The following is a 25,070-nucleotide window of genomic DNA, read 5'->3' on the forward strand; positions in this document are numbered from 1 at the left end:
CCTCGGCCGGGCGCTGGGCGCCCGGCTCAGGGAACCGTCACCCGGCGTCGCGGAGTTTCTTCATCCACTTCTCGACGGCGTCAGCCTCACGGGGCAGCGACTGGGACAGGTTGACCGGGTCGCCGTCAGTGATCAGGATGTCGTCCTCGATCCGGATGCCGATGCCGCGGTACTCCTCGGGCACCAACAGGTCGCCCTGCTTGAAGTAGATGCCCGGCTCCACCGTGATGATCATGCCGGCCTTCAGCGTTCCGCCGCGGTACAGCTCCGCGCGGGCGCTGGCGCAGTCGTGCACGTCGAGGCCGAGGTGGTGGCTGGTGCCGTGCACCATCCAGCGACGGTGGAAGCCGCCCTCCTCGGACAGCGACTCCTCGGCGGACACCGGGAGGATGCCCAGTTCCTCGAAGAACTGGGCCAACACCGTGATGGCGGCCTGGTGCACGTCGGCGAACAGGTTGCCCTTGCGGCACGCCTCGATGCCCGCCGTCTGCGCGGCCAGCACTGCCTCGTAGACGCGGCGCTGCGGCTCGGTGAAGGTGCCGTTGACGGGCATGGTGCGGGTCACGTCGGCGGTGTAGAGGGTGTTGACCTCGACGCCCGCGTCGAGCAGGAGGAGGTCGCCGTCGACGAGGTCGCCGTCGTTGCGGATCCAGTGCAGCGTGTTGGCATGGTCGCCGCCGGCGGAGATCGTGTCATACCCGACGGCGTTGCCCAGATGCCGGGCGTGCAGGCCGAAGATGCCCTCCACCCAGCGCTCGCCCCGGCCGTTCCTGACTGCGGCGGGCAGCTCGCGGGCCACGGCCTCGAACCCGACGCGGGTGGCGTCGATCGCGCGTTTCATCTCGCCCACCTCGAACTCGTCCTTGACGAACCGGGCCTCGGAGACGGAGCGGGCCAGGTCGGCGTCGAGCGCGGTGGCCAGGTCTCCGCGCGCCTGGTCGACCATCTCGGTGATCGCCGGGTCCGCGTCGCGGATGACGAGCGTGCGGTTCCCGGCCTCGCGCAGCACCTCGGGGAGGTCGGCGATGGCGCGGCAGTTCAGCTGGGTGGCCGCGGCCATCTCTTCGAGGGAATCACGCTTGCCCACCCACACTTCGCCGTAGCGCGAATCCGCATAGAACTCACGGTCCGTGCGCGGGGCGCGGGGCTTGAAGAAGAGGGTGGCCTCGTCGTCGCGGATGACGAGGACGGCGTCGGGCTCGCGGTCCTCGCCCAAGCCGCTGTAGTAGGTGAACGCGGTGTGCGGGCGGAACCGGTAGTCGGTGTCGTTGGAACGCACCTTGAGCGGGCCCGCGGGGATGACGAGCGTCTGGCCGGCGTACTCCGCCGCCAACGTCTCGCGGCGCGCGGCCGTCCACTCGCTGGCGGGCAGCTTCTCCGGCAGGACGTCGGAGTAGGGCTCCCAATCCTGGACGATGAACTTCTTGAACGCCTCGGAATAGGGGTCCCGGCGGTTCTCGGATGGGTCAGAGGGTGCGATCATGGCCGCCACTTTACGCTGCTGGCGCAGACCCACAGCAGGCGATCCTGGGGAACCGCTAGACCTTGCGGATGCGGATGGCCTTGATCGTGTGGTCGCGGTCCTTGACCAGGATGGCCGTGGCGCGCTCCCGCGTGGGCGTGATGTTCTGCCGCAGGTTGGGGCCGTTGATGGTGTCCCAGATCTGGCCGGCGAGCTCGACCGATTCGGCGTCGGACAGGTCCATGAAACGGCGGAAGAAGCTGCGCTGGTCCTGGAAGGCCGTCTCCCGGAGGGTGAGGAAGCGGTCCAGGAACCATTCCTTGATGTGTTCCTCCTTGGCGTCCACGTAGACCGTGAAGTCGAAGAAGTCGCTCACCGCCAGGCCCGGGTGGCCGTCGGCCTCGATCCGGGCGGGCTGCAGCACGTTGAGACCCTCGACGATGAGGATGTCCGGGCTCTCCACGACGATGTGCTCGCCCTCCACGATGTCGTAGACGAGATGCGAATAGACGGGGGCCAGCACACGGGGTTCGCCGGACTTGACGCCCATCACGAACTGGAGGAGCGCCCGCCGGTTGTAGGACTCGGGGAAGCCCTTGCGGTCCAGGAGCCCTCGACGCTGGAGCTCTGCGTTGGGATAGAGGAAACCGTCGGTGGTGATGAGGTCCACCTTGGGGGTGCCGGGGGCGCGGCGCAGGAGTTCCTGCAACAGGCGCGCCACCGTCGATTTCCCCACCGCCACGGAGCCGGCCACGCCGATCACGAACGGTGTGCGCTGCACGTTGAGGCCGAGGAAGTCGTTGGACTGGGCGTAGAGCCGGCCGGTGTTGACCATGTGCAGGTGCAGCAACTGCGTGAGTGGCCGGTAGACCTCCGCGATGTCCAGCTGGCTCGTCGGGTCGCCGAGGCCCCTCAACCTGTTCAGCGTCTCTTCGTCGAGATTGATCTGGGTGGCGTTCGACTTCTCGGCCCACGCGCGGCGTTGCAGCGTGACGTACGGTTCGGGCACAGCGCTCCTCGGTTGCTGGGTGTGCAGCCAGCAAGCATACGCCCGGCGTGTCTCCGGGGCAGGCGCGCCCAGCGGAAGTGCCCACCACGGGCGGCGGTATTCAGCACTTCGAAGTGTCAATGTCAAGAAGTGGACAAGGGTGCTGTACGGTTTTCGACGTGTGTGGAATCGTTGGATACCTCGGAACCCGTGACGGACTCGACGTTGTACTGAGCGGCCTGCGCCGCCTCGAGTACCGCGGCTATGACTCGGCCGGCATCGCCATGCCGCATGACGGGCAGATCGCCTGGCGCAAGCGTGCTGGCAAGATCGCCAACCTGTCAGCGGCCATCGATGAGGACCCCCTGCCCCGCAGCGCCGTCGCGATCGGCCACACCCGGTGGGCCACCCACGGCGCGCCCAACGATGCCAACTCGCACCCCCACGTCGCAGAGCGCATCGCCATCGTGCACAACGGCATCATCGAGAACCACGACAAGCTGCGCGCGGAACTCAACGGCGCCACGTTCACCTCGGAGACCGATTCCGAGGTCGCCGCGCACCTGCTGAACAAGGAAGTGCACGGGGGAGCCAGCCTCGTGGAGGCCATGCGCACCGTCGCGGCCAAGCTTGAAGGGGCCTTCACCCTCGTCGCCGTCGACGCGCAGGACCCTGACCGGATCGTGGCGGCCCGGCGCAACTCCCCGCTCGTGGTGGGCAGGGGCGACGGCGAGTACTTCCTCGCCTCAGACGTCGCCGCGTTCATCGCGCACACCCGTGACGCCGTCGAACTCGGCCAGGACCAGATCGTGGAGATCACGCCTGAGGGCGTCAACGTCACCACGTTCGACGGCGGCCCCGCCGAGACCAAGGACTTCCACGTCGACTGGGACCTGGAGGCCGCGCAGAAGCAGGGCTACGACTGGTTCATGCGCAAGGAGATCTTCGAGCAGCCCACCGCGGTCGCCGATACGCTGCTCGGCCGCCTCAACGAGCGCGGCGAACTCGTCCTCGACGAACTGCGGATCAGCCCGGAGACCCTGCGCCGGATCAACAAGATCGTGATCGTCGCCGCAGGCACCTCCTTCTACGCCGGCCTGGTGGCCAAGTACGCCATCGAGCACTGGACCCGCATCCCCTGCGAGGTGGAGCTGGCCTCCGAGTTCCGCTACCGCGACCCCATCGTCGACCCCATGACGCTGGTGGTCACCATCTCCCAGTCCGGCGAGACCGCCGACACCCTGATGGCCATCCGCCACGCCCGCGAGCAGCACGCCAAGGTGGTGGCCATCTGCAACACCAACGGCTCCACCATCCCGCGCGAATCCGACGCCGTGATCTACACCCACGCGGGGCCGGAGATCGGCGTCGCGTCCACCAAGGGCTTCACCACGCAACTGGTGGCCTGCTACCTGCTCGGGCTGTACCTGGCCCAGGTCCGCGGCATGAAGTACGGCGACGAGATCGCCGCGCTGCTGGCAGAGCTCGAGCGGATGCCGGCCGCCATCCAGCAGGTGCTGGACAACAAGCAGCCGGTGCTGGACCTCGCCGCCGAACTCGTCGACGCCACGTCGGTGTTGTTCCTCGGCCGGCACGCCGGCTACCCGGTGGCGCTGGAGGGCGCGCTGAAGCTGAAGGAACTGGCCTACATCCACGCCGAGGGGTTCGCCGCCGGAGAGCTGAAGCACGGCCCCATCGCGCTCGTCTCCGAAGGCCTGCCGATGTTCGTGATCGTCCCGCCCCGCGGCCGCGACCAGTTGCGCGACAAGGTCATCTCCAACATCGCCGAGGTGCGTGCCCGCGGCGCCCGCACGATCGTCCTGGCCGACGCCGACGACGAGGAGGCGCGCGCTGTCGCGTCGAACTTCATCGAACTGCCCAAGGTGTCCACGCTGCTGCAGCCCCTTGTCGCGGTGGTCCCGCTGCAGCTGTTCGCCTGCGAGTTGGCGACGGTGAAGGGCCACGACGTCGACCAGCCGCGCAACCTGGCGAAGTCGGTCACCGTCGAGTAGGTGGCCGGTCCGTCACGGCTACGGCCCTCGTGCCTCGGACGCGTCCGGCTCAACCAGCGTTAGGGTGCTTCCATGATCGTGGGCATCGGGACGGACCTAGTGGTCATCGAGCGTTTCAAGCGGATGCTCGATGAACGGCCCAAACTGGGCGAGCGCCTCCTCACCGACGGTGAGCGCAAGCTCTCCGTCGAATCCCAGGCAGCGCGGTTCTCGGCCAAAGAGGCTCTGGCCAAGGCGCTCGGGTCGCCGGGCGGCATGCGGTGGCTCGACTGCGAGGTGGTCCGCTCCGACGAGGGCGTCCCGTCGTTCGTGACGACCGGCTCGGTCGCGGCCCGGATCGAGGCGCTGGGTGTGAGGCGCATCCATTTGTCCATCAGCCACGACGGTGGCTTCGCGACGACCATGGTGGTGTGTGAGGCATGAAGCAGGTCATCAGCGCGCAACAGATGCGCGACGCGGAGCAGCGGGTCTTCGACGCCGAACCCGACGTCGACCTCATGGGGAGGGCGGCCCTGGCCGTCGCTCAACTCGCCGAGGCGATCGCGCCCAACGGCCCGGTCCTCGTGGCCGTGGGCCCCGGCAACAACGGGGGAGACGGGCTCTTCGCAGCCGCCCGCCTGGCGGACCACCGGCCCGTCACCGTGTGGCCGGCCATGGGGAAATGCCATGAAGCAGGCCTGGCCGCCGCCCGTGGGGCGGGCTGCCACGTGGTCGACGCCGTGGGCGCCGCCGCCGGACTGGCTGATGCGGCCCTCGTGATCGACGCGGTGACGGGCCTCGGCTCGCGCCCGGACCTGCCCACCACGACGGCGACCTTCGCGGAGGCGTGCGACGCTGCCGCCGTCCCCGTGCTCTCCGTGGACCTCCCCAGCGGTCTCGACGCCGACTCCGGGCACCCACACAACAGCTTCCGCGCCGAACACACCATCACCTTCGCCGCACTGAAGGCCTGCCACGTGCAGCAGCCAGCGGCGTCGCGCTGTGGCGAGGTACACGTCGCGGACATCGGGGTCGCGCTCCCTGAGGGCGCCCCGAGGGACGGGCAGCGGGGCGCGTCGAAGGGCTCGGGCGTCGAGGAGGTGCGCCAGGCCGAGGAGGCTGACGTGGCCCTCTGGTGGCCGGTGCCGGATGCCACCTCCGACAAGTATTCGCGCGGCGTCGTGATGGTGGACACCGGGTCCGAGCATTACCAGGGAGCTGCCCTCCTCAGCATCGCCGGAGCCGTCAACGCCGGCGCCGGCATGGTGCGCTACACGGGCCGCGTGCACTCCGGCCTGGTCCTCACCCGGTTCCCGAGTGTGGTGATGGGCGAGGGCAGGGCCCAGGCCATGGTGCTGGGGTCAGGTTGGGGCGACACCGACGGCGCCGAAGGACGCGTCGCCAACGCCAAACTGCACGGCCTGCCCGCCGTCGTGGACGCCAACGCGCTGTACGCACTGCCCCAGGGTCGGCTCGACGGCTGGCTGTTGACGCCGCACGCCGGTGAGTTGTCCCGGATGCTCGGTTGCTCGCGGTCGCACGTGGAGAACGAGCCCGTCAGTTGCGCGCGGGAGGTGGCCCGCAGCACGGGGGCGGCCGTCCTCCTCAAGGGGGCCACGCAGTACGTCGCTGAACCGTCCGGGCGCGTGACGATCGCGGTCCCCGGGCCCAGTTGGACGGCGCAGGCAGGTTCGGGTGACGTGCTCGCGGGTATCTGCGGCACGTTGTTGGCGGCAGGTCTGCCCGCGTGGAAGGCCGGTGTGCTGGGGGCGAGCATCCAGGCGATGACCGCATGGGGCCATCCCGGGCCCTACCCGCCGGACGTGCTTGCCGGGCGGCTGCCCGAGGTGATCGCCTCGATCACTCCCCGGTGAAAAGTCCTTCGCCGATCCAGCCGCCCTCCTGGAAGCCCGGCGGGATCACGAACACGGCCGAGCCGATGGCCGTGGTCCACTCGTTGAGCGCGTCGCCCTGATCCAGCATCCGCTGCACGGGGATGAACTGGTCGGCGATGTCCGCCTGGAAGGCGCAGAAGATCAGGCCCGACGTCTCGACCGGCGTGCCGTCGACCCAGTCGTCGTGGGTGTAGTTGAGGCCCCGCCGCAGCATCCTGCGGCCGTTGTTCTGCGACGGGTGGCTCCGCCGGGAGTGGGCGTCGAGCGCGATGACCGGCGCCCCGTCCTGCGTGGCCCCGAGGTCGACGTCGTCGCGTTCCCCGCCGCCGGTGAGGGGCGCGCCCGTGTCGAGCCGTCGACCCACCGACGCCTCCTGCCGGTCCCGCACGGCTTCGTCCCACCCCACCAGGTCCATCTCGATGCGCCGCACCACCAGTTGGGTGCCGCCGGTGAGCCACTCGTCGGTGGAGACGACGGCGGCGCTGAGGGAGTCGCCCGTGGGGTTCGCCGAGCCGTCCACCTGGCCGAACAGGTTGCGCCCGGTGACCGCGGCACCCGTGGCGTCGACGGAGCGCCAGGAGCCGCGCTGGGCCCATCGTCGGGTGGCGAACGGGGCGGCGTCGGTCACGAACCGGCGCACGGCGTGGGCGACGCTGGTGGCGTCGTCGGCGGACACCCAGACGAGGAGGTCGCCGCCGGTCCAGCGCTGGTCGAGCGCGTCGTGCTGCATGGGCGGGATCTCCTGGAACCCGGCCGGGCGCTTCGCCTGCAAGCCGTCCAGTTCGAAGACGCGGGGGCCGAGGCCCACCAGCGCGGTCAGTGAGACGCCGGGTTGGGCCATGTCGGGAGCGAAGTCGCCCGCCGCGGGGCGGCCCTCGGTGAGCGCCACCACATCGCCCGTCCAGGCCCGCAGCAGCCGGCCGAGCGCAGCCTTGTCGGTCTGGGGGAGCAGGTCGAAGGCGACCAACTCGCTCACCTGGGTCTTCGGCGTGAAGATGCCGGCCTGCTGCGCGCCGTAGGGGGAGTAGGTCTGTCCGACGACGCCGCCGTCGGTTCCCGGGTCCGGGGAGTGCGGGGCGGTGGCGCGCCCGGCGACGACTCCGGCAGCGCCGGCGATGCCGGCGGCGCCGGCGTAACCGAACACGCCTCGACGGCTGACCTTGGACATAGCGCTCAGTGTACGTGTCTTCGGCACCGTATCGCCCGCGAGACGAGTACCCCACGGGGTATTGCCTGTGTAGGCTGGCGACCATGACGCTGCGTCCCCTCGCTCTTGCCGTTTCCGCCCTCATCGTCGCCGGCTGCACGTCGGCGCAGACCGCCACCCCGGGCATCCTCGCCGCAGACCCCTGGGCCCGCACCACCGACGGTGCCGAGCGTCCGGACATGACCGCCGTCTTCGTCAACCTGACCAACCCGTCGAACGAGGACCGGGTGCTGGTAGAGGCCAATTGCGGCGATGTCGCCCAGCAGACCGAGCTCCACGTCATGGAGGACCAGGACGGGAAGATGGTGATGGTCAAGGCCGAGGGCGGCATGACCGTGCCCGCCGGCAAGCACTGGCACCTGGCGCCCGGCGGTCCGCACATCATGCTGATGGGTCTCACCCGCGAACTCCCGGCCGGCTCGGAGGAGCTCACCTGCACCCTCACGTTCGACGACGGGCAGACCATCGAGATCCTCGCGCCCGTCAAGCAGTTCACCGAGGAGCAGGACAGCTATCACGAGCACGCTGAGGACGGCAGCGAGGTCACTCCGGGCGCATGACGAGCGTGGGCTTCATGAACCGTTCACTTCGTGTTCCCCTGGCTACCGGGTGTGGTTCACCCTCGTGAGTATTGTGGAACTGTGAGAGTCGCGATCGTCGCAGAATCTTTTCTTCCCAATGTCAACGGGGTGACCAACTCCGTGCTCCGCGTGCTCGAACACCTCAAGGCCCACGGTCACGAGGCGATGGTCATCGCCCCGTCCGACGGTGGCAGGACACCCAAGGACTACCTGGGCTTCCCCATCGTGCCGGTCAATTCGATCGGCCTGCCGGGCTACGACGTGGTGCGCGTGGTGACCACCACCAGCTTCAACATCGAGCGCATCCTCACCAACTTCCGCCCTGACGTGGTGCACCTGGCCGCGCCGTTCATCGTCGGCTACAAGGCGGCCTCGGTGGCCGCCAAGCTGGGCATCCCCATGGTGGGCATCTATCAGACGGAGATCCCCACCTACGCTGCCCGCTACGGCGTGCCGTCGCTGGAGCCCGTCTTCTGGCACCACCTGCGTCAGGTGCACTCACTGGCCTCGCTGAACTTCGCTCCGTCCACCTTCGCGCGCGACCAGCTGATCGAGCAGGGCGTTCCCCGCGTGGGTGTCTGGGGCCGGGGCGTGGATTCCGTGCGTTTCGACCCGTCCAAGCGCAGCGAGGCCTTCCGCGCACGCTACGCCCCCAATGGGGAGCGGCTCATCGGTTTCATGGGGCGGTTGGCCTCGGAGAAGCGCGTGGAGGACCTGGCGGCCGTCGCGGCCGTACCCGACACCCGCATCGTGATCATCGGTGACGGCCCGCTGCGCGGCCAGCTCGAGGCGACGCTGCCCAACGCCGTGTTCACCGGCCTGCTCACGGGCGAGGACCTGCCCACCGCGTTGGCCAGCCTGGACCTGTTCGTCCACACCGGAGACCTCGAGACGTTCTGCCAGGCCATCCAGGAGGCCAAGTCCTCCGGCCTGCCCATCGTCGCACCGCACCGCGGCGGCCCCATCGACCTGGTGGACCAGTCGCGCACCGGATGGCTGTACCGCCCCGGCGACCTGGAGGCCATGCGCGGCCACGTCGTGGATCTGATCGGTGACGATGCGAAGCGCCAGGCGTTCGGCGCGGCCGCCCGCGAGTCGGTGTTGGGGCGCACGTGGGAGAAGGTCTGTGCCGAATTGATGGGGCATTACACCAAAGCCATCCGCATGTCGGTGCGCGGCGGCCACCTCGTCGGCTGAGGGTGATCCCCGCTGCCGGTGGGTGCGGAAAGAGGGGGCACAGACCCCTCAAATAGGGGATGCGGCCAATCTGGTGTAAGCTCGACAGGCCCGATGCGGCGCCCAATCGCGCCAACTTGACGCCCAAGCGTCAAATTTCCTATTTGAGCGGGCAGTCCAGTCTCAGGTGGACCTATTCCCTGAGCGCATACCCCTCGAAGGGCAACAACACAATGACTTCACCGAACCGTAAGGCTCGGTGGTCCGCTGACAAGCGCGCCACCAAGGGCCTCAATCCTCAGCGTCGTGGCGTCGGCCGCACCGACCGTCGCGATGATTCCGCACCTCTGAACCGCAAGCAGCGCCGCGCGCTCCAGTTCGCAGACCGCGAACCGGGTTCCGAGAACCGCGAGAGCCAGGGCAACGACGAGACCCGTCGCGACACCCGTCCCGCCACCTCGCGTCCCGCCGGCAACTGGGGCGACCGTCCCCGTCGCGATGACCGTGACGACCGTCGCCCCCGTTTCGAGCGCGACGACCGTCGTCGGGACGACCGTGGTTCTGAGCGCGACGATCGCCGTCCCTCATTCCAGCGCGATGACCGTCCCCGTCGCGACGACCGTGACGACCGCGGCCCCCGCTTCGACCGTGACGACCGTCGTCCCCGCTTCGAGCGCGACGATCGCCGTCCGTCGTTCCAGCGCGATGACCGCCGTCCGTCGTTCCAGCGCGATGACCGTCCCCGTCGTGACGACCGCGACGACCGCGGCCGCAATGACCGCTTCGACCGCGACGACCGTCGCCCCCGCTTCGACCGTGACGACCGCAACGGCGCCGGCCCCGAGCGCCGCGAACGCCGCAGCGACTCGTGGGGCGAGCGTCCGGCCCGCAAGCCGTTCGAGCAGCGCCACACGCACGAGCCGCGCGGTCACGAGGATCGTCGCCGTCCGTTCGACCGCGATCGCCGCAACGGTTTCGACCGTCCGGAGCGCCCCAGCCTTGAAGAGTTCGAGGCCGAGGCGGATCAGATGAGCTGGGAGGCCACCACGGCCGAGGGTGTGCAGGGCGAGATCTCGTCCGGCTTCCTCGAGTTGGGTGTGCACGAGCAGCTCGTCCGCGTGCTGGCCGCGCAGGGCATCACCGAGCCCTTCCCGATCCAGCAGGCGACCATCGCCGACGCGATCGCGGGCCGCGACGTCCTCGGCCGTGGCCGTACCGGCTCCGGCAAGACGCTCGCCTTCGGCCTGCCGATGCTGAGCCGCCTCGCCGCCGGTACCCCCGTCGGTTCCCCGCGCGCCATCATCCTGACGCCCACGCGTGAACTCGCGCTGCAGATCGCCGACGTCCTGTCGCCCCTGGCCTCCAAGGTCGGCATCGACCTCACGCTGATCACCGGTGGCATGAGCTACGCGCCGCAGCTGAAGGCCTTCGCCCGCGGCGTCGACGTCGTCGTGGCCACCCCCGGCCGCCTCATCGACCTCATCGAGCAGGGCGCCGCGGACCTCAGCCAGGTCCAGGTCACCGTCCTCGACGAGGCAGACCACATGGCGGACATGGGCTTCCTCACCGAAGTTCGCACCATCCTCGACGCCACCCCGGAAGGCGGCCAGCGTCTGCTGTTCTCCGCCACCCTGGACAACGCCGTCGGTTCGCTGGTGCGCAAGTACCTGTCCAACCCGGTCACCCACGAGGTGGACTCCGAGAAGGCGTCGGTCAGCACCATGGTGCACCGCCCCATGCTGGTTCGCCCGCACCACAAGAACCAGGTCACCGCGGAGATCGCCAACCGTGACGGCCGCACCGTGCTGTTCGCCCGTACGCAGATGGGCACGGACCGTATCGCCGCCCAGCTCCGCGACGCCGGCGTCATGGCCGGCTCGCTGCACGGCGGTCTCACCCAGGGCGCCCGCGCCCGCATCCTGGCGGCGTTCCGGGAAGGCCTCGTGCCGGTCCTGGTCGCCACCGATGTCGCGGCCCGTGGCATCCACGTCGACGATGTGTCGCTCGTCCTGCAGGTCGATCCGCCGCACGACTCGAAGGACTACCTCCACCGCGCCGGGCGTACCGCCCGCGCCGGTAACGAGGGCGTCGTCGCGACGATCGTGCTTCCGCACCAGCGCAAGGTGGCCCAGCGTCTGCTGAGCCAGGCCGGCGTACAGGCCGAGGGCCTCACCGTGGAGCCGGGTTCGCCCGAACTGCGCGATGCCACCGGTGCCCGCCCGGTCAGCGGTGTGCCGATCCAGGAATCTGATTACCTGGCGCTCATCGCACCGAAGCAGCAGCCGCGTCGTCGTCCTGACGGCCCGCGTGGCGGTGGCCGCGGTGGGTACCGCAGCGGAGGCCGTAGCCGCAACCGTTGGTGAGGCGTACTATTTCCCCGCTATGACATCTGATCTCGAAGTGCGGGTGGCCGAACCGGCCGACGCCGCCGAACTGCTGCAGGTCATCCGCGCAGCATTCTCGGCCCGCCGCCCGGTGGACCCACCCGCAGAGGCCCTCACAGACGCCGTAGCCGACATCGAGCATGCGCTCACCGTCGGCTCCGGCGTCGTGCTGGTGAATGAGGGTCACCTCGTCGCCGGCCTGCTCATCGAGCTCGACGGCGACGTGGCGACGTTGCGCCGGGTCTCCGTGCTGCCCGCATGGGCCGGCAAGGGGCTGGCGCGCATGCTGGTGCAGAGCGCCCTGACGCTCGCCGTCGACCTGGGCGCCCGTCGCGTCGAACTCGTGGCGCGCCAGGAGTTCCCGGAGATCGTCCAGTGGTGGCGGGACCATGGCTTCGAGGTGCTGGGGGGCGTGCCCAACGGCCACATGATGGGCCGGGAACTGCCCGTGATCATCGACGTGCCCACAGCAGAAGACATGCACTCGCTCGGCCGCAGGCTTGCGGGGCTGCTGCGCAAGGGCGACGTCATCGTCGCCACGGGCGACCTCGGCGCCGGCAAGACGACGCTCACGCAGGGCATCGGAGAGGGCCTAGGCGTCACCGGCCCGATCATCTCTCCCACTTTCGTGATCTCGCGCGTCCATCCGCATCCGGGTGAGGGCCCGGCCCTGGTGCATGTCGATGCGTACCGGCTGGGGGGTTCCGCGGAGCTCGCCGACATCGACCTCGACGCGTCGCTCTCCGAGGCCGTCACCATCGTCGAATGGGGCTCGGGCCTGGCCGAATGGCTGGCCGATTCCCGCCTCGAGATCGACATCGAGCGCGGTCTCAACTCGGACCAGCGCACCGTTCACCTCACCGGCATCGGCCCGCGCTGGGCCGGGGCCCTGGAACCGCTCAGGGAGCAGCTATGACCTGGACCGTGGGAATCGACACGAGCCACGTGGTGGCCGTGGGCATCGCCCGCGACGGTGAACCCGTCGCGAGGGTGATCGTCGACGACACCCGTGCCCATGCCGAGGCCCTCATGCCGTCGGTGCTGGAGGTCTGTGCGCAGGCCGGCATCGCGCTGACCGAAGTGGACGAGTTCGCCGTCGGGATGGGTCCCGGGCCCTTCACTGGGCTCCGGGTGGGCATCGCCACCGCCTGGACCCTGGCCCTGGCCGGCAACAAGCCGGTGCACGGGGTGTGTTCGCTCGATGTCGTCGCACGTCAGTGGGTTGAAACCGCGGACCGCTCGCCGGCCGTTGACGGCCGCCTCGGGGGAGGCTTCATCGTCGCCGCCGACGCCCGGCGCAAGGAGTTGTACTGGGCCACCTACGACGCGGACGGCACCCGCACTGGGGACCCCCAGGTGAGCGCCCCCACGGAACTTCCCACACTGCCGGTGGCGGGCGCGGTCCCCGTGGAGTACCACGAGTTCCTCGACATCCAGGGCCCGCAGGCGCTGGACCCGGCCGTCCTCGCGGCGCGCTGGGCCACCCTTGCCCCTGCCGGGGACGAGCCCTACTACCTGCGCCCGGCCGACGCGACGGTGCCGGGCAAGCCCAAGTCTGCGCTTCCGCGCCTGCGAGCGCGCCGATGAACGTCGACATCGCCACTCTCGACGACCTCCCCGCCATCCTCGCGCTCGAAGCCAACTTCGAGCGCCGCGTCTGGTCCGAACGGTCCTGGCACGACGAACTCGTCGGCCTCGGCCGGCTCGTGCTGATCGCCCGGAAGACGGCGGGCAACGTCATCGGGGTCGCCTGTTTCCAGCACGTGGACGAGGTGGTCGACCTGCACCGCATCGTGGTGGCACCGGAAGAGCGGCGGCTCGGCTTCGCCCGGGTCATGCTCGTCGCCGGCCTGCAGTGGGCCATCGCCCAGGGCGCCAGCCGCATGCTGCTGGAGGTCGACCACACCAACGTGCCGGCCATCGCTCTGTACCGCGGCTACGGGTTCCGGCAGGTGGCCGTCCGCCGTGGCTACTACGCGCCGGACCGCGACGCGCTCGTCCTGGAGCGGCAACTGGAAGGCGTCGACGCGGATTCCGTCGGCATGTGGGACATGGAGGCACTCGATGACTGAACCCCTCGACGACGCTCAGGGCCCGCTGGTGCTGGGCCTCGAGTCGTCCTGTGACGAGACCGGTGTCGGCATCGTCCGCGGCCGCACGCTGCTGGCCAACGAGGTCGCCAGCTCGGTGGACCTGCACGTCCGCTTCGGCGGCGTCGTCCCCGAGGTCGCCAGCCGCGCGCATCTTTCCGCGCTGATCCCCACCATCGAGCGCGCCGCCGAGAAGGCGGGGATCAAGCTCGCCGACGTCGACGCCATCGCCGTCACCGCAGGCCCGGGCCTGATGGGCGCCCTGGTCGTCGGGCTGGCGTCCGCCAAGGCGCTCGCCGCCTACCTCGGCAAGCCGCTCTACGGCGTCAACCACCTCGTCGGCCACGTCGCCGTCGACCTGTTGGACCACGGCCAGCTGCCCACGCCCGCCGTCGCGCTGCTGGTCTCCGGCGGCCACACGTCGCTGCTGCACGTCGAGGACATCGCCACGAAGATCACGGAGATCGGCGCCACCATCGACGACGCGGCCGGTGAGGCCTACGACAAGGTGGCCCGCATCCTCGGGCTGTCCTATCCGGGCGGCCCTGTCATCGACAAACTCGCGCAGGAGGGTAACCCCACGGCCATCCGCTTCCCGCGCGGCCTCACGGCGCGGCACGACCTCGAGAAGCACCGCTACGACTTCTCGTTCTCCGGCCTCAAGACAGCGGTCGCCCGCTGGGTGGAGCAGCGGCGCCTCGACGGTGGGGAGATCCCCGTCGCAGACGTCGCCGCCTCGTTCCAGGAGGCGGTGTGCGACGTGCTCACGGCCAAGGCGGTCGCCGCGGCGCAGGAGTACGGCGTGGACACCATCCTGCTGGGCGGGGGAGTGGCGGCCAACTCGCGCCTGCGCACGCTGCTCGAGGAGCGCGCCAACGCCGTCGGCATCGAACTGCGTCGGCCCAGGCCGGCCCTCTGCACCGACAACGGCGCGATGATCGCGGCCGTGGCCAGCGAGGTCATCCGGGCGGGCATCGCACCGTCCGGGCTGGACATCTCGGCCCACTCCGGCCTCCCCGTCGGGACCATCTCCGTCTGAGAATCGGATGTGCTCGTTCAAATAGGGCCGCGGTAGCACGGCGGGGTCAAAGACACAACAAGGTAACGATCTGGTGTCAAAGAACCTGTGATTCTTCCACGACGCACTTAATTGTCGATAAGGTCGCCAACACTAAGTTGGGCCCACTGCGTGGGGCCCACGAGTGTCGTCCTACGACAAGGAGAATCAATGAAGTTCAGGCGAACATCCGCCTCGCTGGCAGTGATGCTGAGCGGCGCGCTGCTGCTGAGCGCTTGCACCAGCCCCGACGAGACCGAAACCCCGCCGGCCGGCGAAACCACCGCGGCCACGGGTTCGGAAAGCCCCGGTACTGACGACACCGCCAGCGCCGATCCCTCGGCGTCCACGGACCCCTCGGCGTCCGAGGGTGAGAACCCCGCGGCCTGCCTCCAGGACGTGGGCATCACCGAAACCCAGGACGGCGAGGTCCGCTACACCGCAGGCCCCGGCGACTGGAGCGGTTACAACTCCATCACCTACAAGACGTACTCGACGTACAACTCGGCCGTTGCCGCGCACATGTTCTCGAGCTTCATCTACTTCGGCACCGATGGCACCATCTGTGACAACAAGGACTTCGGCTCGTACGAGGTGCTGTCCGAGGATCCGCTGGAGATCGAGTACACGATCAACGATGACGCCGTGTGGTCCGACGGCACCCCGGTCACCATCAACGACTACCTGATGGACTGGGCCGCCCAGAACCCCGAGTTCCTCGTCCCCGGCTACGCCAGCGGCGAGAACCCCGAGGCTCCGGTCGTGTTCGAGCACGTCTCCAGCTCCTTCGCCCAGTACGTGCCCGAGGGCCCGCAGGGCGAGGTCGGTTCGAAGACCTTCACGGTCAAGTACACCAACCCCTACCCCGACTACAAGCTGACCGTGGGCTCGGCGCTGCCGGCGCACGTCATCGCTGAGAAGTCCGGCCTCACGCCCGAGGCACTGGCCCAGGCCGTGCTCGACCGCGATGCCGAGACGGTGAAGAAGGCCGCTGAGTTCTGGAACACCGGCTGGATGTACAACCCGGGCGAACTCCCGGCAGATCTGGCTGACGTCCCCTCCTCCGGCCCGTACAAGCTGAAGGAAGGCGGCTGGACCGCTGGTCAGTCGCTGACGCTCGAGGCGAACGAAGAGTACTTCGGTACCCCCGCCGCCACGAAGAACCTCATCTTCCGCTTCATCGACGACGCCCAGCAGGTGCAGTCGCTGCAGAACGGTGACGTTCAGGTCATCCAGCCCCAGGGCACCGTCGATCTCGTCGGCCAGCTCGACGCCATCGGCGACGCCGTCAAGGTGGACAAGTTCTCCTCCCTGACGTGGGAGCACCTCGACTTCAACTTCCGCGACACCAGCGCCTTCGCTGATGCCAACGGTGGTCTCGAGCTGCGCCAGGCCTTCGCCTACTGCGTCCCGCGTCAGCAGATCGTCGACCAGCTGATCAAGCCGATCAGCCCCGACACCGTTCTCATGAACGCCCGCGAGGTCTTCCCCTTCCAGGACGAGTACCAGGGTGTCGTTGACGCCGCCTACGGTGGCGAGTACGACACCGTCGACATCGAGAAGTCCAAGGAACTCCTGGCGGCTTCCGGCGTCACCGCTCCGGTGGACGTGCGGATCGGCTACCGCGCCGGTAACCAGCGCCGTACCGATACCGTCGCCGCCATCAAGGCCTCCTGTGACCAGGCCGGCTTCAACATCATCGACACCAACGCGGCTGACTTCTTCGACGTCGCGCTGCCCAACGGTGACTACGAAGTCGCTCTGTTCGCCTGGGCCGGTTCCGGCCAGATCACCTCGGGCGAGAACATCTACGCCACGGGCAAGGGCCAGAACTACGGCGAGTACAGCAACGAGGACGTCGACGCCGCATGGGCCGAGCTGACCAAGACGCTGGACCGCGAAGAGCAGCTCGCCGCCATCGAGAAGATCGAGACGGGCCTCTGGGAGACGCTGCACGGCATTCCGCTGTACGCCCACCCCGGCATCGCCGCCTACGACGCAGGGCTGCAGAACGTTCGCGCCACCTCGACGCAGGACCAGGTTTCCTGGAACGCGCCGCAGTGGCTGAACAGCTGACCTCCTGAGGTCAGTGCCTAGCCGCTGAAACCGAACAGGGGGCAGGTGACTTCCCGGAGTCACCTGCCCCCCTTTCGTTGCCAACCATGCCAAGTGGCGTAGACTCAGCCAGCGCCAGAGTTGGACAAGCGCGGGTTCAGCTCAAGAAACCTGTAAGGAACGCATACCTGTGATCAGATACATCGCCAAGCGCTTGGGGATTTCCGTCCTCGTTCTGCTGCTCGGCTCGCTGTTGCTGTTCGTGTTGACGATCAACTCCGGCGACCCGCTCGAAGACCTACGTGAATCCAACGCCCCCAACCGCGCCAACCTCATCGCGCAGCGCATCAACTACATGGGGTTGGACCAGCCCTGGTACGAGCGCTACTGGGACTGGCTTTCGGGAGCGTCCAAGTGTCTCGTGGGCCAGTGCGACCTCGGGCTGGACCGCAAGGGCCAGTCGGTCAACGCCATGGTCGTCACGGCGGCAGGCTCGACGCTGCGCCTCGTCGTCTTCGCAACCATCCTCGCCATCATCATCGGTGTGACGCTGGGTATCGTGACCGCCATCCGGCAGTACTCGGGCTTCGACTACGCCGTCACCTTCATGGCCTTTGTGTTCTTCTCCCTGCCGGTCTTCTGGTTCGCCGTGCTGCTCAAGCATTACGCCGCAATCGAGTTCAACAACTGGATAAAAGAGGCCAGCTTCAGTCCACAGTCAATAGTGATCATCGCGGCGTTACTGGCATTTGTTCTGATGGCCGCCATCGGCGGTGAATGGAAGCGTCGGCTCATCAACTTCGCTGTCGCCTTCGTCGTCTTCGCGGGCGCACTGTTCTACTTCGACGCCGTCACCTGGTTCCGCCGGCCCTCGATCGGCCTGCCCATCTTCGCCATCGTCGCGCTGGCGCTGGCCGCCCTGATCGTCGGCATGACCTCCGGTTTCGCGAACAAGAACGTCCGCAACGCCGTGGCCACCACCGCAGTGGCGGGGATCATCGGCTACGCGCTGATGCGCGGCACCCTGATGACCAACCCCTCCTGGCTGCTGTTGGCGCTGTGCTTCCTCGGTGCTGTGGCCATCGCACTGATCAGCGGCTGGTTCTGGGGAGGCTTCTCCCGCAAGCAGGCGATGATCTCGTCCTTCATCTGGTCCCTCATCGCCACGCTGGTGGCGGCCGGAGACCTGTTGCTGAGCAACTGGTCCAAGTACCTCAAGGAGATCCCGCGGCCCGTGCCCACCATCGGCTCGGAGACCCCCAACTACGATTCGACGTTCTGGAACCACGCCATCGACTCGCTGACGCACATCGCGCTGCCGACGGTGGTGCTGACCCTGATCTCGATCGCGGCCTACACCCGTTACACCCGCGCGTCGATGCTGGACGTGCTCAACCAGGACTACATCCGCACCGCCCGTTCCAAGGGCATCTCGGAGCGCAAGGTGATCACCCGCCACGCGTTCCGCAACTCGCTGATCCCGCTCGCCACGATCGTCGCGTTCGACTTCGCCGGCCTGATCGGCGGCGCGGTCATCACCGAGACGGTGTTCGGCTGGCAGGGCATGGGCCAGTTGTTCAACGTCGGCCTCAACCAGGTTGACCCGGCACCCGTCATGGCCTTCTTCCTGGTCACCGGCACGGCAGCCGTGCTGATGAACATGCTGGCGGACATTGCCTATGCCTTCCTCGACCCGCGGATCGCGCGCTAAGGAGATTGACGAATCATGACTCAGGATCCGAACCGCACCCCTCTGCAAATAGAGGGCGACGCCTTCTCCATCGAGGACGACGTCGAAACCAGCAACACGAAGTCGTACTCGCAGGGCCAGCTGGTTCGCAGGCGCTTCTTCAGGCACAAGGGCGCCATGGTCGCCCTGACCGTCCTGATCCTCCTCATCCTGTTGGCGTTCACGTCCATCGGCGTGGGACCCCTGCCCGGATGGTGGGACAAGGACTTCATCAACGCCTACCCGCCGGTCAACAGCGGGCAGCCGACGCTGCAGTTGTGGCCCTTCCAGATCGGTGAGCACCCGTTCGGGCAGAACACCATCGGCAAGGACTACTTCGCTCTGGTCATGAAGGGCGCCCAGCAGTCGCTGTTCATCGCCTTCATGGTGGGCCTGCTGGCCACCTTCATCGGCACCAGCATCGGCGCCATCGCCGGCTACTACCGCGGCATCGCCGAAAGCCTGCTCATGCGGGTCACCGACCTGTTCATCATCATCCCCACCCTGGTGCTCGCCGCAGTGCTGGGCCGGATGGCCGGATCGAGCATCCCCCTGCTGGCACTGGTGCTGGGACTGGTCTCCTGGACCGGCCTCGCGCGCCTGGTGCGCGGTGAGGTGCTGTCGCTGCGCGAGCGCGAGTTCGTGGCGGCCGCCCGCGCCGTCGGCACGTCTGCGCCGCGCATCATCGTGCGCCACATCCTCCCCAACGCGCTGGGCACCATCGTCGTCAACGCAACCCTGCTCATCTCGTCGGCGATCCTGCTGGAGACGGCGCTGTCGTTCCTCGGGTTCGGCGTCAAGGCGCCCAACACCTCGCTCGGTCTGCTGGTCAGCGAGTTCCAGAACGCCCTGACCACCCGGCCGTGGCTGTTCTGGTGGCCCGGCATCTTCATCCTCATCATCGCGCTGTGCGTCAACTTCATCGGTGACGGCCTGCGCGATGCCTTCGATCCCCGCCAGCAGATGGACTGATCATGACGACAACTGACAACCAGTACAGCGGCCCGCGGTTCACCGGCGAGAACCCGGTGCTGAAGTTCGACGAACTCGACGTGCGGTTCCGCACCGAGTTCGGCACCGTCCACGCCGTCAAGGGCCTCACCCTCTCGGTGGAGCCCGGCGAAGTGATGGCGCTGGTCGGCGAGTCCGGCTCCGGCAAGTCCGTCTCCGCCACGACTGCGCTCGGCCTGCTGCCGAAGACCGCCCGCATCCAGGGTGAGACCCGCGTCGGCGACAAGACCATCAACCACCTCAGCCCCCGCGAGCTGCGCAAGGTGCGCGGCAAGAGCGTCGCGATGGTGTTCCAGGAGCCCATGACGGCGCTCAACCCCGTCATCAAGATCGGTGACCAGCTCATCGAGTCGATGGAGGTGCACGGTGTCGCCTACGGGCGCCAGGCGTGGAACCGGGCCATCGACCTGCTCAAGGCCGTCGGCATCCCCGGCGCCGAGCGGCGCGTGAACCAGTTCCCCCATGAACTCTCAGGCGGTATGCGCCAGCGCGTCGTGATCGCCATGGCGCTGGCCTGTGACCCCGAGGTCATCGTCGCCGACGAACCCACCACAGCCCTCGACGTGACGGTGCAGGCCGAGATCCTCGACCTGCTGCGCTCGCTGAAGGACAAGCTCAACACCGGCATCCTGCTCATCACGCACAACATGGGCGTCGTGGCGGACATGGCCGACAACGTGGCCGTGATGTTCAAGGGCAACATCGTGGAGCGGGGCCCCGTCGAGCAGGTGCTCCTCAACCCGCAACACCCGTACACCAAGAAGCTGCTGGCCGCCGTGCCGCACCTGGGCGACGGCCCCGGCCAGTTCGGCGAGGCGCCCAACCCGGTCGCGGAGGAGGCCGAGGCGGCCCTCGACGTGCGCAACCTCGTCGTCGAGTACCACCGCGCGGGCAAGAAGCCGTTCCGCGCCGTCGACGACGTGTCGTTCGACGTGCGCCGCGGCGAGATCGTCGGGCTGGTGGGCGAATCCGGCTCTGGTAAGTCGACGATCGGCCGGGCGCTGCTGGGGCTCATCCCGTCCCATTCGGGCGAGGTGCAGGTGCTGGGCGAGGACCTCCTCTCCCTGCACGGCAAGGAACTGCGCCGGCTCCGCAAGCGGATCGGCGTCATCTTCCAGGACCCGGCCGCTTCGCTCAACCCCCGGTTCCCCGTCGGCGATGTGATCTCCGAGCCGCTCGAGGTGCACAAGGTGGGCGACCGCAAGTCGCGCGAGAACCGCGTGCACGAGCTGCTCGAGGCCGTCCAGCTGCCGCGCTCCGCGTTCAACCGCTACCCGCACGAGCTCTCCGGCGGTCAGCGCCAACGCGTGTCCATCGCCCGCGCCCTGGCCCTGAACCCGGACCTCCTGATCGCGGACGAGCCCACCTCGGCGCTCGACGTGTCGGTGCAGGCCTCGGTGCTGGCGATGTTCACCACGCTGCAGAAGGAATTCGGCTTCGCGTGCCTGTTCATCTCGCACGACCTCGCCGTCATCGACTCGCTGGCGCACCGCGTCGTCGTGATGCAGTACGGCAAGATCGTCGAGGCCGGGAGCCGCGAGCAGGTGCTGCTGAACCCGCAGGAGGAGTACACCAAGCGACTCCTCGCCGCAGCGCCCGTTCCGGACCCCCTCGAGCAGCGCGATCGTCGCGCCGCCCGCCACGCGTTGCTGAAGGAACTCGGCGACGAGATCGTGGAGTTCGACGCCCGGGAACTCGACTTCGAGAAGTGACGCGCACGGCCGCACTCGACGCGGCGATGCACGAAGCCGATCCCTCGTCGCTGAAGGCGGGGGAGCGGCTTCGTGCTCGTTTCACGGCCGACGAGGTCGCCTGGGCGCTCACCCAGGCGGCGTTGCGGCGTAAGGGCGTGGCGAAGTTCTCCCGGGCGTCGGAGATGTTGTTCACTCCGACCGGGCTGGAGCAGGCCTCCCGCGAACCAGTTGCGCGCTGGAGGGCCGAGCGCTTCGTGGCAGCGGGCGTCACGGAGGTGTGGGACCTGGGCTGCGGAATTGGCGCGGACGCGATGGCGTTCGCGGCCGCGGGGCTGCGCGTCGTCGCCGTGGAACTGGACCCCGAGACCGCGGCCGTGGCCCGGCACAACCTCGATCTGGTGGGCGGCGGCGAGGTCATCGTCGCAGCCGCTGAGGACGTCGACGTGCCTGCGGGGGCGGCCGTGTTCCTCGACCCTGCCCGGCGAACCGCGCGGGGCCGAACCTGGCATGTCGCCGATTTCACGCCGTCGTGGGACTTCGTGCTCGCGCACCTGGCGGGGGAGCGGTTCGCCTGCGTGAAGCTCGGCCCGGGAGTGCCCAAGGAACTGATCCCGGGCGACGTGCAGCCCTGTTTCGTGAGCCACCGCAGTGACGTGGTGGAGGCATCGCTGTGGAATGGCTTCCCGAGGGAACCGCGTGCTGTGGTGCTGACGTCGCGGGACGTGCATGAACTGGGCCCGCAGGCCCGGCGTGACCTGCCGGTGCGGCCCGTCGGCCGGTACCTCATCGAGCCCGACGGCGCGGTGATTCGTGCCGGGCTGATGGACGCCGTCGAACCTGCCCTCGACCTCTGGCTGCTCGATCCGCACCTCGCGTACCTGTCTTCTGACCAAGCTGTGGAGTCGCCGTTCGCCACGTGTTTCGAGGTGGTGCAAGTGCTCGACTACGACCTCAAGCGGCTGCGTGCCTGGGTTCGTGACCACGCCGTGGGCACGCTGGAGATCAAGAAGCGCGGCATTGAAGTGGACCCGGCGGTGCTGCGGAAACAGCTGAAGCCGAAGGGGCCCAATCAGGCGACCCTCATCCTCTCGCGCACGAGCGAGGGCACGCGCGCGTTGGTCTGTAGGAGAATCTAGCCATGCCCTTCGCCCCAGAGTTGACCACGCTCGGCTACGTCACCTCGCCCGATCGCACGCAGGTGCTGCTCTGCCACCGGGTGGCCAGGTCGCACGACGAGCAACTGGGCAAGTACAACGGCCTGGGCGGCAAGGTGGAGCGCGGCGAGGACGTCGCAGAGGCGATGCGCCGCGAGTTGCGGGAAGAGGCCAACATCGAGGTCACGGAGATGGAGCTGCGCGGCACGGTGGCGTGGCCGGGCTTCAACGGCCGCGACGTGTTCGGCTTCGTGTTCCTCATCACCGGTTTCACCGGAAGCATCCCGGACAGCAACGTCGAGGGTGACCTGGGCTGGCATGACGTGGCCACCATGATGGAGCTGCCCATGTGGGACGGCGACCGCCATTTCCTCCCGCTCGTCTTCGACGACGGGCCCCAGTTCCACGGCGTCATCCCCTACGACGGTGGGCACAGCGTCGGCTGGAAGGTGTCGCGCGGCGCCCGTTGAGCGCCTAAGCTCACCGCCATGGGCAAACTCGGTGACCAGCAGGTGACGGACGACGACGTCCGCGAGGCCAACCGTGCGAACTGGGACGAGCGGGCCACGCTCCACGAGGCGGGGTCCTACGAGGTGTCTCGCTACGCCGAAGACCCTGAGCAGATCTCCAGCGTGGTGACCGACGACCGGGCACCCCTGGCGCGGGCCCTCGGCCGTGACCCGCTGGCCGCCAGACCGCTCGAAGGCCTCGACCTGCTGCACCTCCAGTGCCACATCGGCACGGACACCCTGTCGCTGGCCCGGCTGGGCGCGCGCGTCGCGGGCGCAGATTTCTCACCGGCCAGCCTCGAGGCGGCGCGTCGGCTCTTCGCCGCCTCCGGCACTCCGGGCACCTTCGTCGAGACCGATGTGCAGCACGCCGGCGACAACGTGCCGGGCAGCTTCGACGTCATCTACACCTCCATCGGCACCGTGACCTGGTTCCGCGACCTCGATGCCTGGGCGGCCGGCATCGCCAAGCTCCTGCGGCCCGGCGGCACGTTCTACATCCGCGACGGGCACCCCGTCATGTTCTCCCTGGACGACGAACGCACCGACGGCGAACTCGTCGTCCGGTACCGCGGCATGGCCGACGGCACCTCCGAGGTGTGGGACGACGAGGAGACTTACGGCAGCGACGACAAGCTCACCAACGTGCGCACCTATGACTGGCCGCATTCCCTCTCGGAGATCGTCAGCGCCCTCATTGGGGCCGGGCTGACCATCACGGGGATGGACGAGGGACAGACCCTCCCCTGGGACGCGTTGCCGCAGATGACGTTGACCGCGGACGGTGGCTCGTATGAACTGCCCGAACACCAGAGGTTCCTGGTGCCGTTGACGTACACCATCACGGCCCGCAGGTAGCCCCGGGCTCAGCGCGCGAGTCTGCGCCCCTGCAGCACCGCTGACAGGAACACCACGAAGATGCCTGCCACCGGGACGATCAGGAGACCCATCCGCAGCGAGACGTTGTCCGCCACCGCGCCCACGATGGGCGGCGACACCAGGAAGCCCACGCGCAGCAGCCACGAGACGATCGTGAGCCCGGTGCCCGCGCGGAGGCCCGGCAGGTTGTCTCCGGCGTGCATGGCGGCGGGCACGAACGTGGCGCAGCCGAAGCCGGCCGCGGCGAAGCCCAGCACCGTGCCGGGCACGCTCGGCCAGGCGAGGGCGAGGCCCATGCCCACGGCGATCAGCAAACCTCCGAAGCGGGCGACGGCGCGCTCACCCCAGTGATCGACCAGGCGATCTCCCAGGATCCGGCCCACGAACTGGGCACCCACCAATGACACGAAACCGAAGGCGGCGAGAGCGGCCGGGGCGCCCAGCGTCTGGAGGTAGAGGGTGGCCCACGAGTTGCCGAGATCCTCCACGACGCTGCCGGAGATCGAGATCAGCGAAAGGGCGCCCAGCAGCGCGATGATGCGCGGGCTGATGCCGCGTCGGCCCTTGTCGGCGACCTCGTGGGGGTCGGCGACGGCGCGCTCGTCACCGTCGTGACCGGGCAGGGCGTTGCGCTGCGCCACGACGGCGACGACGGTGAAGAGCACCGCGGAGATGCTCAGGTGCACCGCGAGCGGGAGCCGCAGCGCGATCGCGGCCGCGGCCATCATCCCTCCCGCCACGGCACCCATGGACCAGAAGGCGTGGAACGAGTTGATGATCGACGAGCCGTAGCGCCGCTGCACGCGCAGCCCGTGCGCGTTCTGGGCCACGTCGATGATGGCGTCAGCGGCGCCGACGGCGAACAGGGCCCCGGCGAACAGCGCCAGCGACGGCGACACCCCGGCCGCCAGCACGAAGAGGCTCGCGAGCATGGTGCCGTAGGTCGCCACGCGGGCGGAGGTGAAGCGTCGGATGAACCAGGCAGCCGTCAACCCCGCCACGATGGCGCCCACCGGCATGGCGGCCACCGCGAAGCCGTAGACAGTGTTGCCCAGGCCCAACGCCGCCTTGATCTCGGGGTAGCGGGGCAGCACGTTGGCCACGATCGCGCCGTTGGTGAAGAACATGGCGTTGACCGCGAAGCGTGCTTTCCGGTCCACCTGCGGGATCGTTCGGACGGTTGTCATGCGCCCGATGGTAGCGAGCAC

At 68.6% G+C, this 25,070-nt stretch carries 21 protein-coding genes; 17 read left to right on the forward strand and 4 right to left on the reverse strand.

Annotated features, from left to right (window positions below):
* Positions 1–37: 37 nt before the first annotated feature.
* Both ACZK4S_RS04940 and coaA read right to left on the reverse strand, forming a co-directional pair.
* Entirely contained in the window at positions 38–1,483 is a 1,446-nt protein-coding gene (locus tag ACZK4S_RS04940; RefSeq protein WP_076060154.1) for an aminopeptidase P family protein, read from the reverse strand.
* 55 nt (positions 1,484–1,538) lie between these two features.
* Positions 1,539–2,498 carry a type I pantothenate kinase gene (gene coaA, locus ACZK4S_RS04945; RefSeq protein ID WP_076060152.1) on the reverse strand — a complete coding sequence of 320 codons (960 nt, stop codon included), beginning with the start codon at positions 2,496–2,498 and terminating at the stop codon, positions 1,539–1,541.
* Between the two features lie 131 nt (positions 2,499–2,629).
* Here coaA and glmS point away from each other — a divergent pair, with 131 nt between their 5' ends.
* The 3 genes from glmS to ACZK4S_RS04960 all read left to right on the forward strand — a co-directional run bounded on the left by glmS (position 2,630) and on the right by ACZK4S_RS04960 (position 6,315).
* A complete protein-coding gene (gene glmS, locus ACZK4S_RS04950; protein ID WP_076059672.1) occupies positions 2,630–4,462 on the forward strand; it encodes a glutamine--fructose-6-phosphate transaminase (isomerizing) in 1,833 nt (610 codons plus the stop codon).
* Between the two features lie 72 nt (positions 4,463–4,534).
* Positions 4,535–4,885, forward strand: a complete 351-nt coding sequence (locus ACZK4S_RS04955; RefSeq protein ID WP_076059669.1) for a holo-ACP synthase — start codon at positions 4,535–4,537, stop codon at positions 4,883–4,885.
* Positions 4,882–6,315, forward strand: coding sequence for an NAD(P)H-hydrate epimerase (locus ACZK4S_RS04960; RefSeq protein ID WP_463643546.1), 1,434 nt, complete (start codon positions 4,882–4,884; stop codon positions 6,313–6,315). Before ACZK4S_RS04955 ends, ACZK4S_RS04960 begins: the two co-directional genes overlap by 4 nt.
* Here the strand turns inward: ACZK4S_RS04960 and ACZK4S_RS04965 are convergent.
* Positions 6,302–7,504: a Dyp-type peroxidase gene (locus tag ACZK4S_RS04965; protein ID WP_463643547.1), complete on the reverse strand. Its 1,203-nt coding sequence runs from the start codon at positions 7,502–7,504 to the stop codon at positions 6,302–6,304. The two genes, ACZK4S_RS04960 and ACZK4S_RS04965, sit on opposite strands and share 14 nt — an antisense overlap.
* A gap of 83 nt (positions 7,505–7,587) precedes the next feature.
* Here ACZK4S_RS04965 and ACZK4S_RS04970 point away from each other — a divergent pair, with 83 nt between their 5' ends.
* The 14 genes from ACZK4S_RS04970 to ACZK4S_RS05035 all read left to right on the forward strand — a co-directional run bounded on the left by ACZK4S_RS04970 (position 7,588) and on the right by ACZK4S_RS05035 (position 23,841).
* On the forward strand, positions 7,588–8,103 hold the full coding sequence (locus ACZK4S_RS04970) for a copper chaperone PCu(A)C (RefSeq protein WP_463643548.1): 516 nt from the start codon (positions 7,588–7,590) through the stop codon (positions 8,101–8,103).
* Between the two features lie 81 nt (positions 8,104–8,184).
* Complete coding sequence (locus ACZK4S_RS04975; protein WP_463643549.1) at positions 8,185–9,321, forward strand: glycosyltransferase family 4 protein; 1,137 nt, start codon at positions 8,185–8,187, stop codon at positions 9,319–9,321.
* Positions 9,322–9,533: 212 nt separating this feature from the next.
* Complete coding sequence (locus tag ACZK4S_RS04980; protein WP_463643550.1) at positions 9,534–11,663, forward strand: DEAD/DEAH box helicase; 2,130 nt, start codon at positions 9,534–9,536, stop codon at positions 11,661–11,663.
* Positions 11,664–11,682: 19 nt separating this feature from the next.
* A complete protein-coding gene (gene tsaE / locus ACZK4S_RS04985; protein ID WP_463643551.1) occupies positions 11,683–12,600 on the forward strand; it encodes a tRNA (adenosine(37)-N6)-threonylcarbamoyltransferase complex ATPase subunit type 1 TsaE in 918 nt (305 codons plus the stop codon).
* On the forward strand, positions 12,597–13,271 hold the full coding sequence (tsaB, locus tag ACZK4S_RS04990) for a tRNA (adenosine(37)-N6)-threonylcarbamoyltransferase complex dimerization subunit type 1 TsaB (protein WP_463643552.1): 675 nt from the start codon (positions 12,597–12,599) through the stop codon (positions 13,269–13,271). Before tsaE ends, tsaB begins: the two co-directional genes overlap by 4 nt.
* Complete coding sequence (locus tag ACZK4S_RS04995; protein WP_463643553.1) at positions 13,268–13,756, forward strand: GNAT family N-acetyltransferase; 489 nt, start codon at positions 13,268–13,270, stop codon at positions 13,754–13,756. Before tsaB ends, ACZK4S_RS04995 begins: the two co-directional genes overlap by 4 nt.
* Positions 13,749–14,813, forward strand: a complete 1,065-nt coding sequence (gene tsaD, locus ACZK4S_RS05000; RefSeq protein WP_463643554.1) for a tRNA (adenosine(37)-N6)-threonylcarbamoyltransferase complex transferase subunit TsaD — start codon at positions 13,749–13,751, stop codon at positions 14,811–14,813. The genes ACZK4S_RS04995 and tsaD overlap by 8 nt, the downstream gene beginning before the upstream one ends.
* A 189-nt stretch (positions 14,814–15,002) precedes the next feature.
* Positions 15,003–16,907, forward strand: coding sequence for an ABC transporter substrate-binding protein (locus ACZK4S_RS05005; RefSeq protein WP_076059644.1), 1,905 nt, complete (start codon positions 15,003–15,005; stop codon positions 16,905–16,907).
* 169 nt (positions 16,908–17,076) lie between these two features.
* Positions 17,077–18,597 (forward strand): ABC transporter permease, encoded by a 1,521-nt coding sequence (locus ACZK4S_RS05010; RefSeq protein ID WP_076059642.1) that lies wholly within the window; start codon positions 17,077–17,079, stop codon positions 18,595–18,597.
* Between the two features lie 15 nt (positions 18,598–18,612).
* Positions 18,613–19,587, forward strand: a complete 975-nt coding sequence (locus ACZK4S_RS05015; RefSeq protein ID WP_076059640.1) for an ABC transporter permease — start codon at positions 18,613–18,615, stop codon at positions 19,585–19,587.
* A 2-nt stretch (positions 19,588–19,589) separates the two neighbouring features.
* Positions 19,590–21,338: an ABC transporter ATP-binding protein gene (locus ACZK4S_RS05020; protein WP_463643555.1), complete on the forward strand. Its 1,749-nt coding sequence runs from the start codon at positions 19,590–19,592 to the stop codon at positions 21,336–21,338.
* Positions 21,335–22,456, forward strand: a complete 1,122-nt coding sequence (locus ACZK4S_RS05025; RefSeq protein WP_463643556.1) for a class I SAM-dependent methyltransferase — start codon at positions 21,335–21,337, stop codon at positions 22,454–22,456. The genes ACZK4S_RS05020 and ACZK4S_RS05025 overlap by 4 nt, the downstream gene beginning before the upstream one ends.
* A gap of 2 nt (positions 22,457–22,458) precedes the next feature.
* Entirely contained in the window at positions 22,459–22,944 is a 486-nt protein-coding gene (locus tag ACZK4S_RS05030) for an NUDIX hydrolase (RefSeq protein WP_076059634.1), read from the forward strand.
* 18 nt (positions 22,945–22,962) lie between these two features.
* Positions 22,963–23,841, forward strand: a complete 879-nt coding sequence (locus tag ACZK4S_RS05035) for a class I SAM-dependent methyltransferase (protein ID WP_463643557.1) — start codon at positions 22,963–22,965, stop codon at positions 23,839–23,841.
* Positions 23,842–23,849: 8 nt separating this feature from the next.
* Here the strand turns inward: ACZK4S_RS05035 and ACZK4S_RS05040 are convergent, their stop codons facing one another.
* Complete coding sequence (locus tag ACZK4S_RS05040) at positions 23,850–25,049, reverse strand: MFS transporter (protein ID WP_463643558.1); 1,200 nt, start codon at positions 25,047–25,049, stop codon at positions 23,850–23,852.
* Positions 25,050–25,070 lie beyond the last annotated feature (21 nt).

Source organism: Tessaracoccus zhenghani (genome assembly GCF_055326325.1).

What these genes read in the sequence shown, in the direction of transcription:
- ACZK4S_RS05015 (WP_076059640.1), top strand. Translation starts at nt 18,613, where the DNA reads ATGACTCAGGATCCGAACCGCACCCCTCTGCAAATAGAGGGCGACGCC.
- ACZK4S_RS05030 (WP_076059634.1), top strand. Translation starts at nt 22,459, where the DNA reads ATGCCCTTCGCCCCAGAGTTGACCACGCTCGGCTACGTCACCTCGCCC.
- ACZK4S_RS04980 (WP_463643550.1), top strand. Translation starts at nt 9,534, where the DNA reads ATGACTTCACCGAACCGTAAGGCTCGGTGGTCCGCTGACAAGCGCGCC.
- tsaB (WP_463643552.1), top strand. Translation starts at nt 12,597, where the DNA reads ATGACCTGGACCGTGGGAATCGACACGAGCCACGTGGTGGCCGTGGGC.
- tsaD (WP_463643554.1), top strand. Translation starts at nt 13,749, where the DNA reads ATGACTGAACCCCTCGACGACGCTCAGGGCCCGCTGGTGCTGGGCCTC.
- tsaE (WP_463643551.1), top strand. Translation starts at nt 11,683, where the DNA reads ATGACATCTGATCTCGAAGTGCGGGTGGCCGAACCGGCCGACGCCGCC.
- ACZK4S_RS05040 (WP_463643558.1), bottom strand. Translation starts at nt 25,049, where the DNA reads ATGACAACCGTCCGAACGATCCCGCAGGTGGACCGGAAAGCACGCTTC.
- ACZK4S_RS04970 (WP_463643548.1), top strand. Translation starts at nt 7,588, where the DNA reads ATGACGCTGCGTCCCCTCGCTCTTGCCGTTTCCGCCCTCATCGTCGCC.
- ACZK4S_RS05020 (WP_463643555.1), top strand. Translation starts at nt 19,590, where the DNA reads ATGACGACAACTGACAACCAGTACAGCGGCCCGCGGTTCACCGGCGAG.
- ACZK4S_RS05035 (WP_463643557.1), top strand. Translation starts at nt 22,963, where the DNA reads ATGGGCAAACTCGGTGACCAGCAGGTGACGGACGACGACGTCCGCGAG.
- ACZK4S_RS04995 (WP_463643553.1), top strand. Translation starts at nt 13,268, where the DNA reads ATGAACGTCGACATCGCCACTCTCGACGACCTCCCCGCCATCCTCGCG.
- ACZK4S_RS04955 (WP_076059669.1), top strand. Translation starts at nt 4,535, where the DNA reads ATGATCGTGGGCATCGGGACGGACCTAGTGGTCATCGAGCGTTTCAAG.
- ACZK4S_RS04960 (WP_463643546.1), top strand. Translation starts at nt 4,882, where the DNA reads ATGAAGCAGGTCATCAGCGCGCAACAGATGCGCGACGCGGAGCAGCGG.
- ACZK4S_RS04940 (WP_076060154.1), bottom strand. Translation starts at nt 1,483, where the DNA reads ATGATCGCACCCTCTGACCCATCCGAGAACCGCCGGGACCCCTATTCC.
- ACZK4S_RS05005 (WP_076059644.1), top strand. Translation starts at nt 15,003, where the DNA reads ATGAAGTTCAGGCGAACATCCGCCTCGCTGGCAGTGATGCTGAGCGGC.
- ACZK4S_RS04965 (WP_463643547.1), bottom strand. Translation starts at nt 7,504, where the DNA reads ATGTCCAAGGTCAGCCGTCGAGGCGTGTTCGGTTACGCCGGCGCCGCC.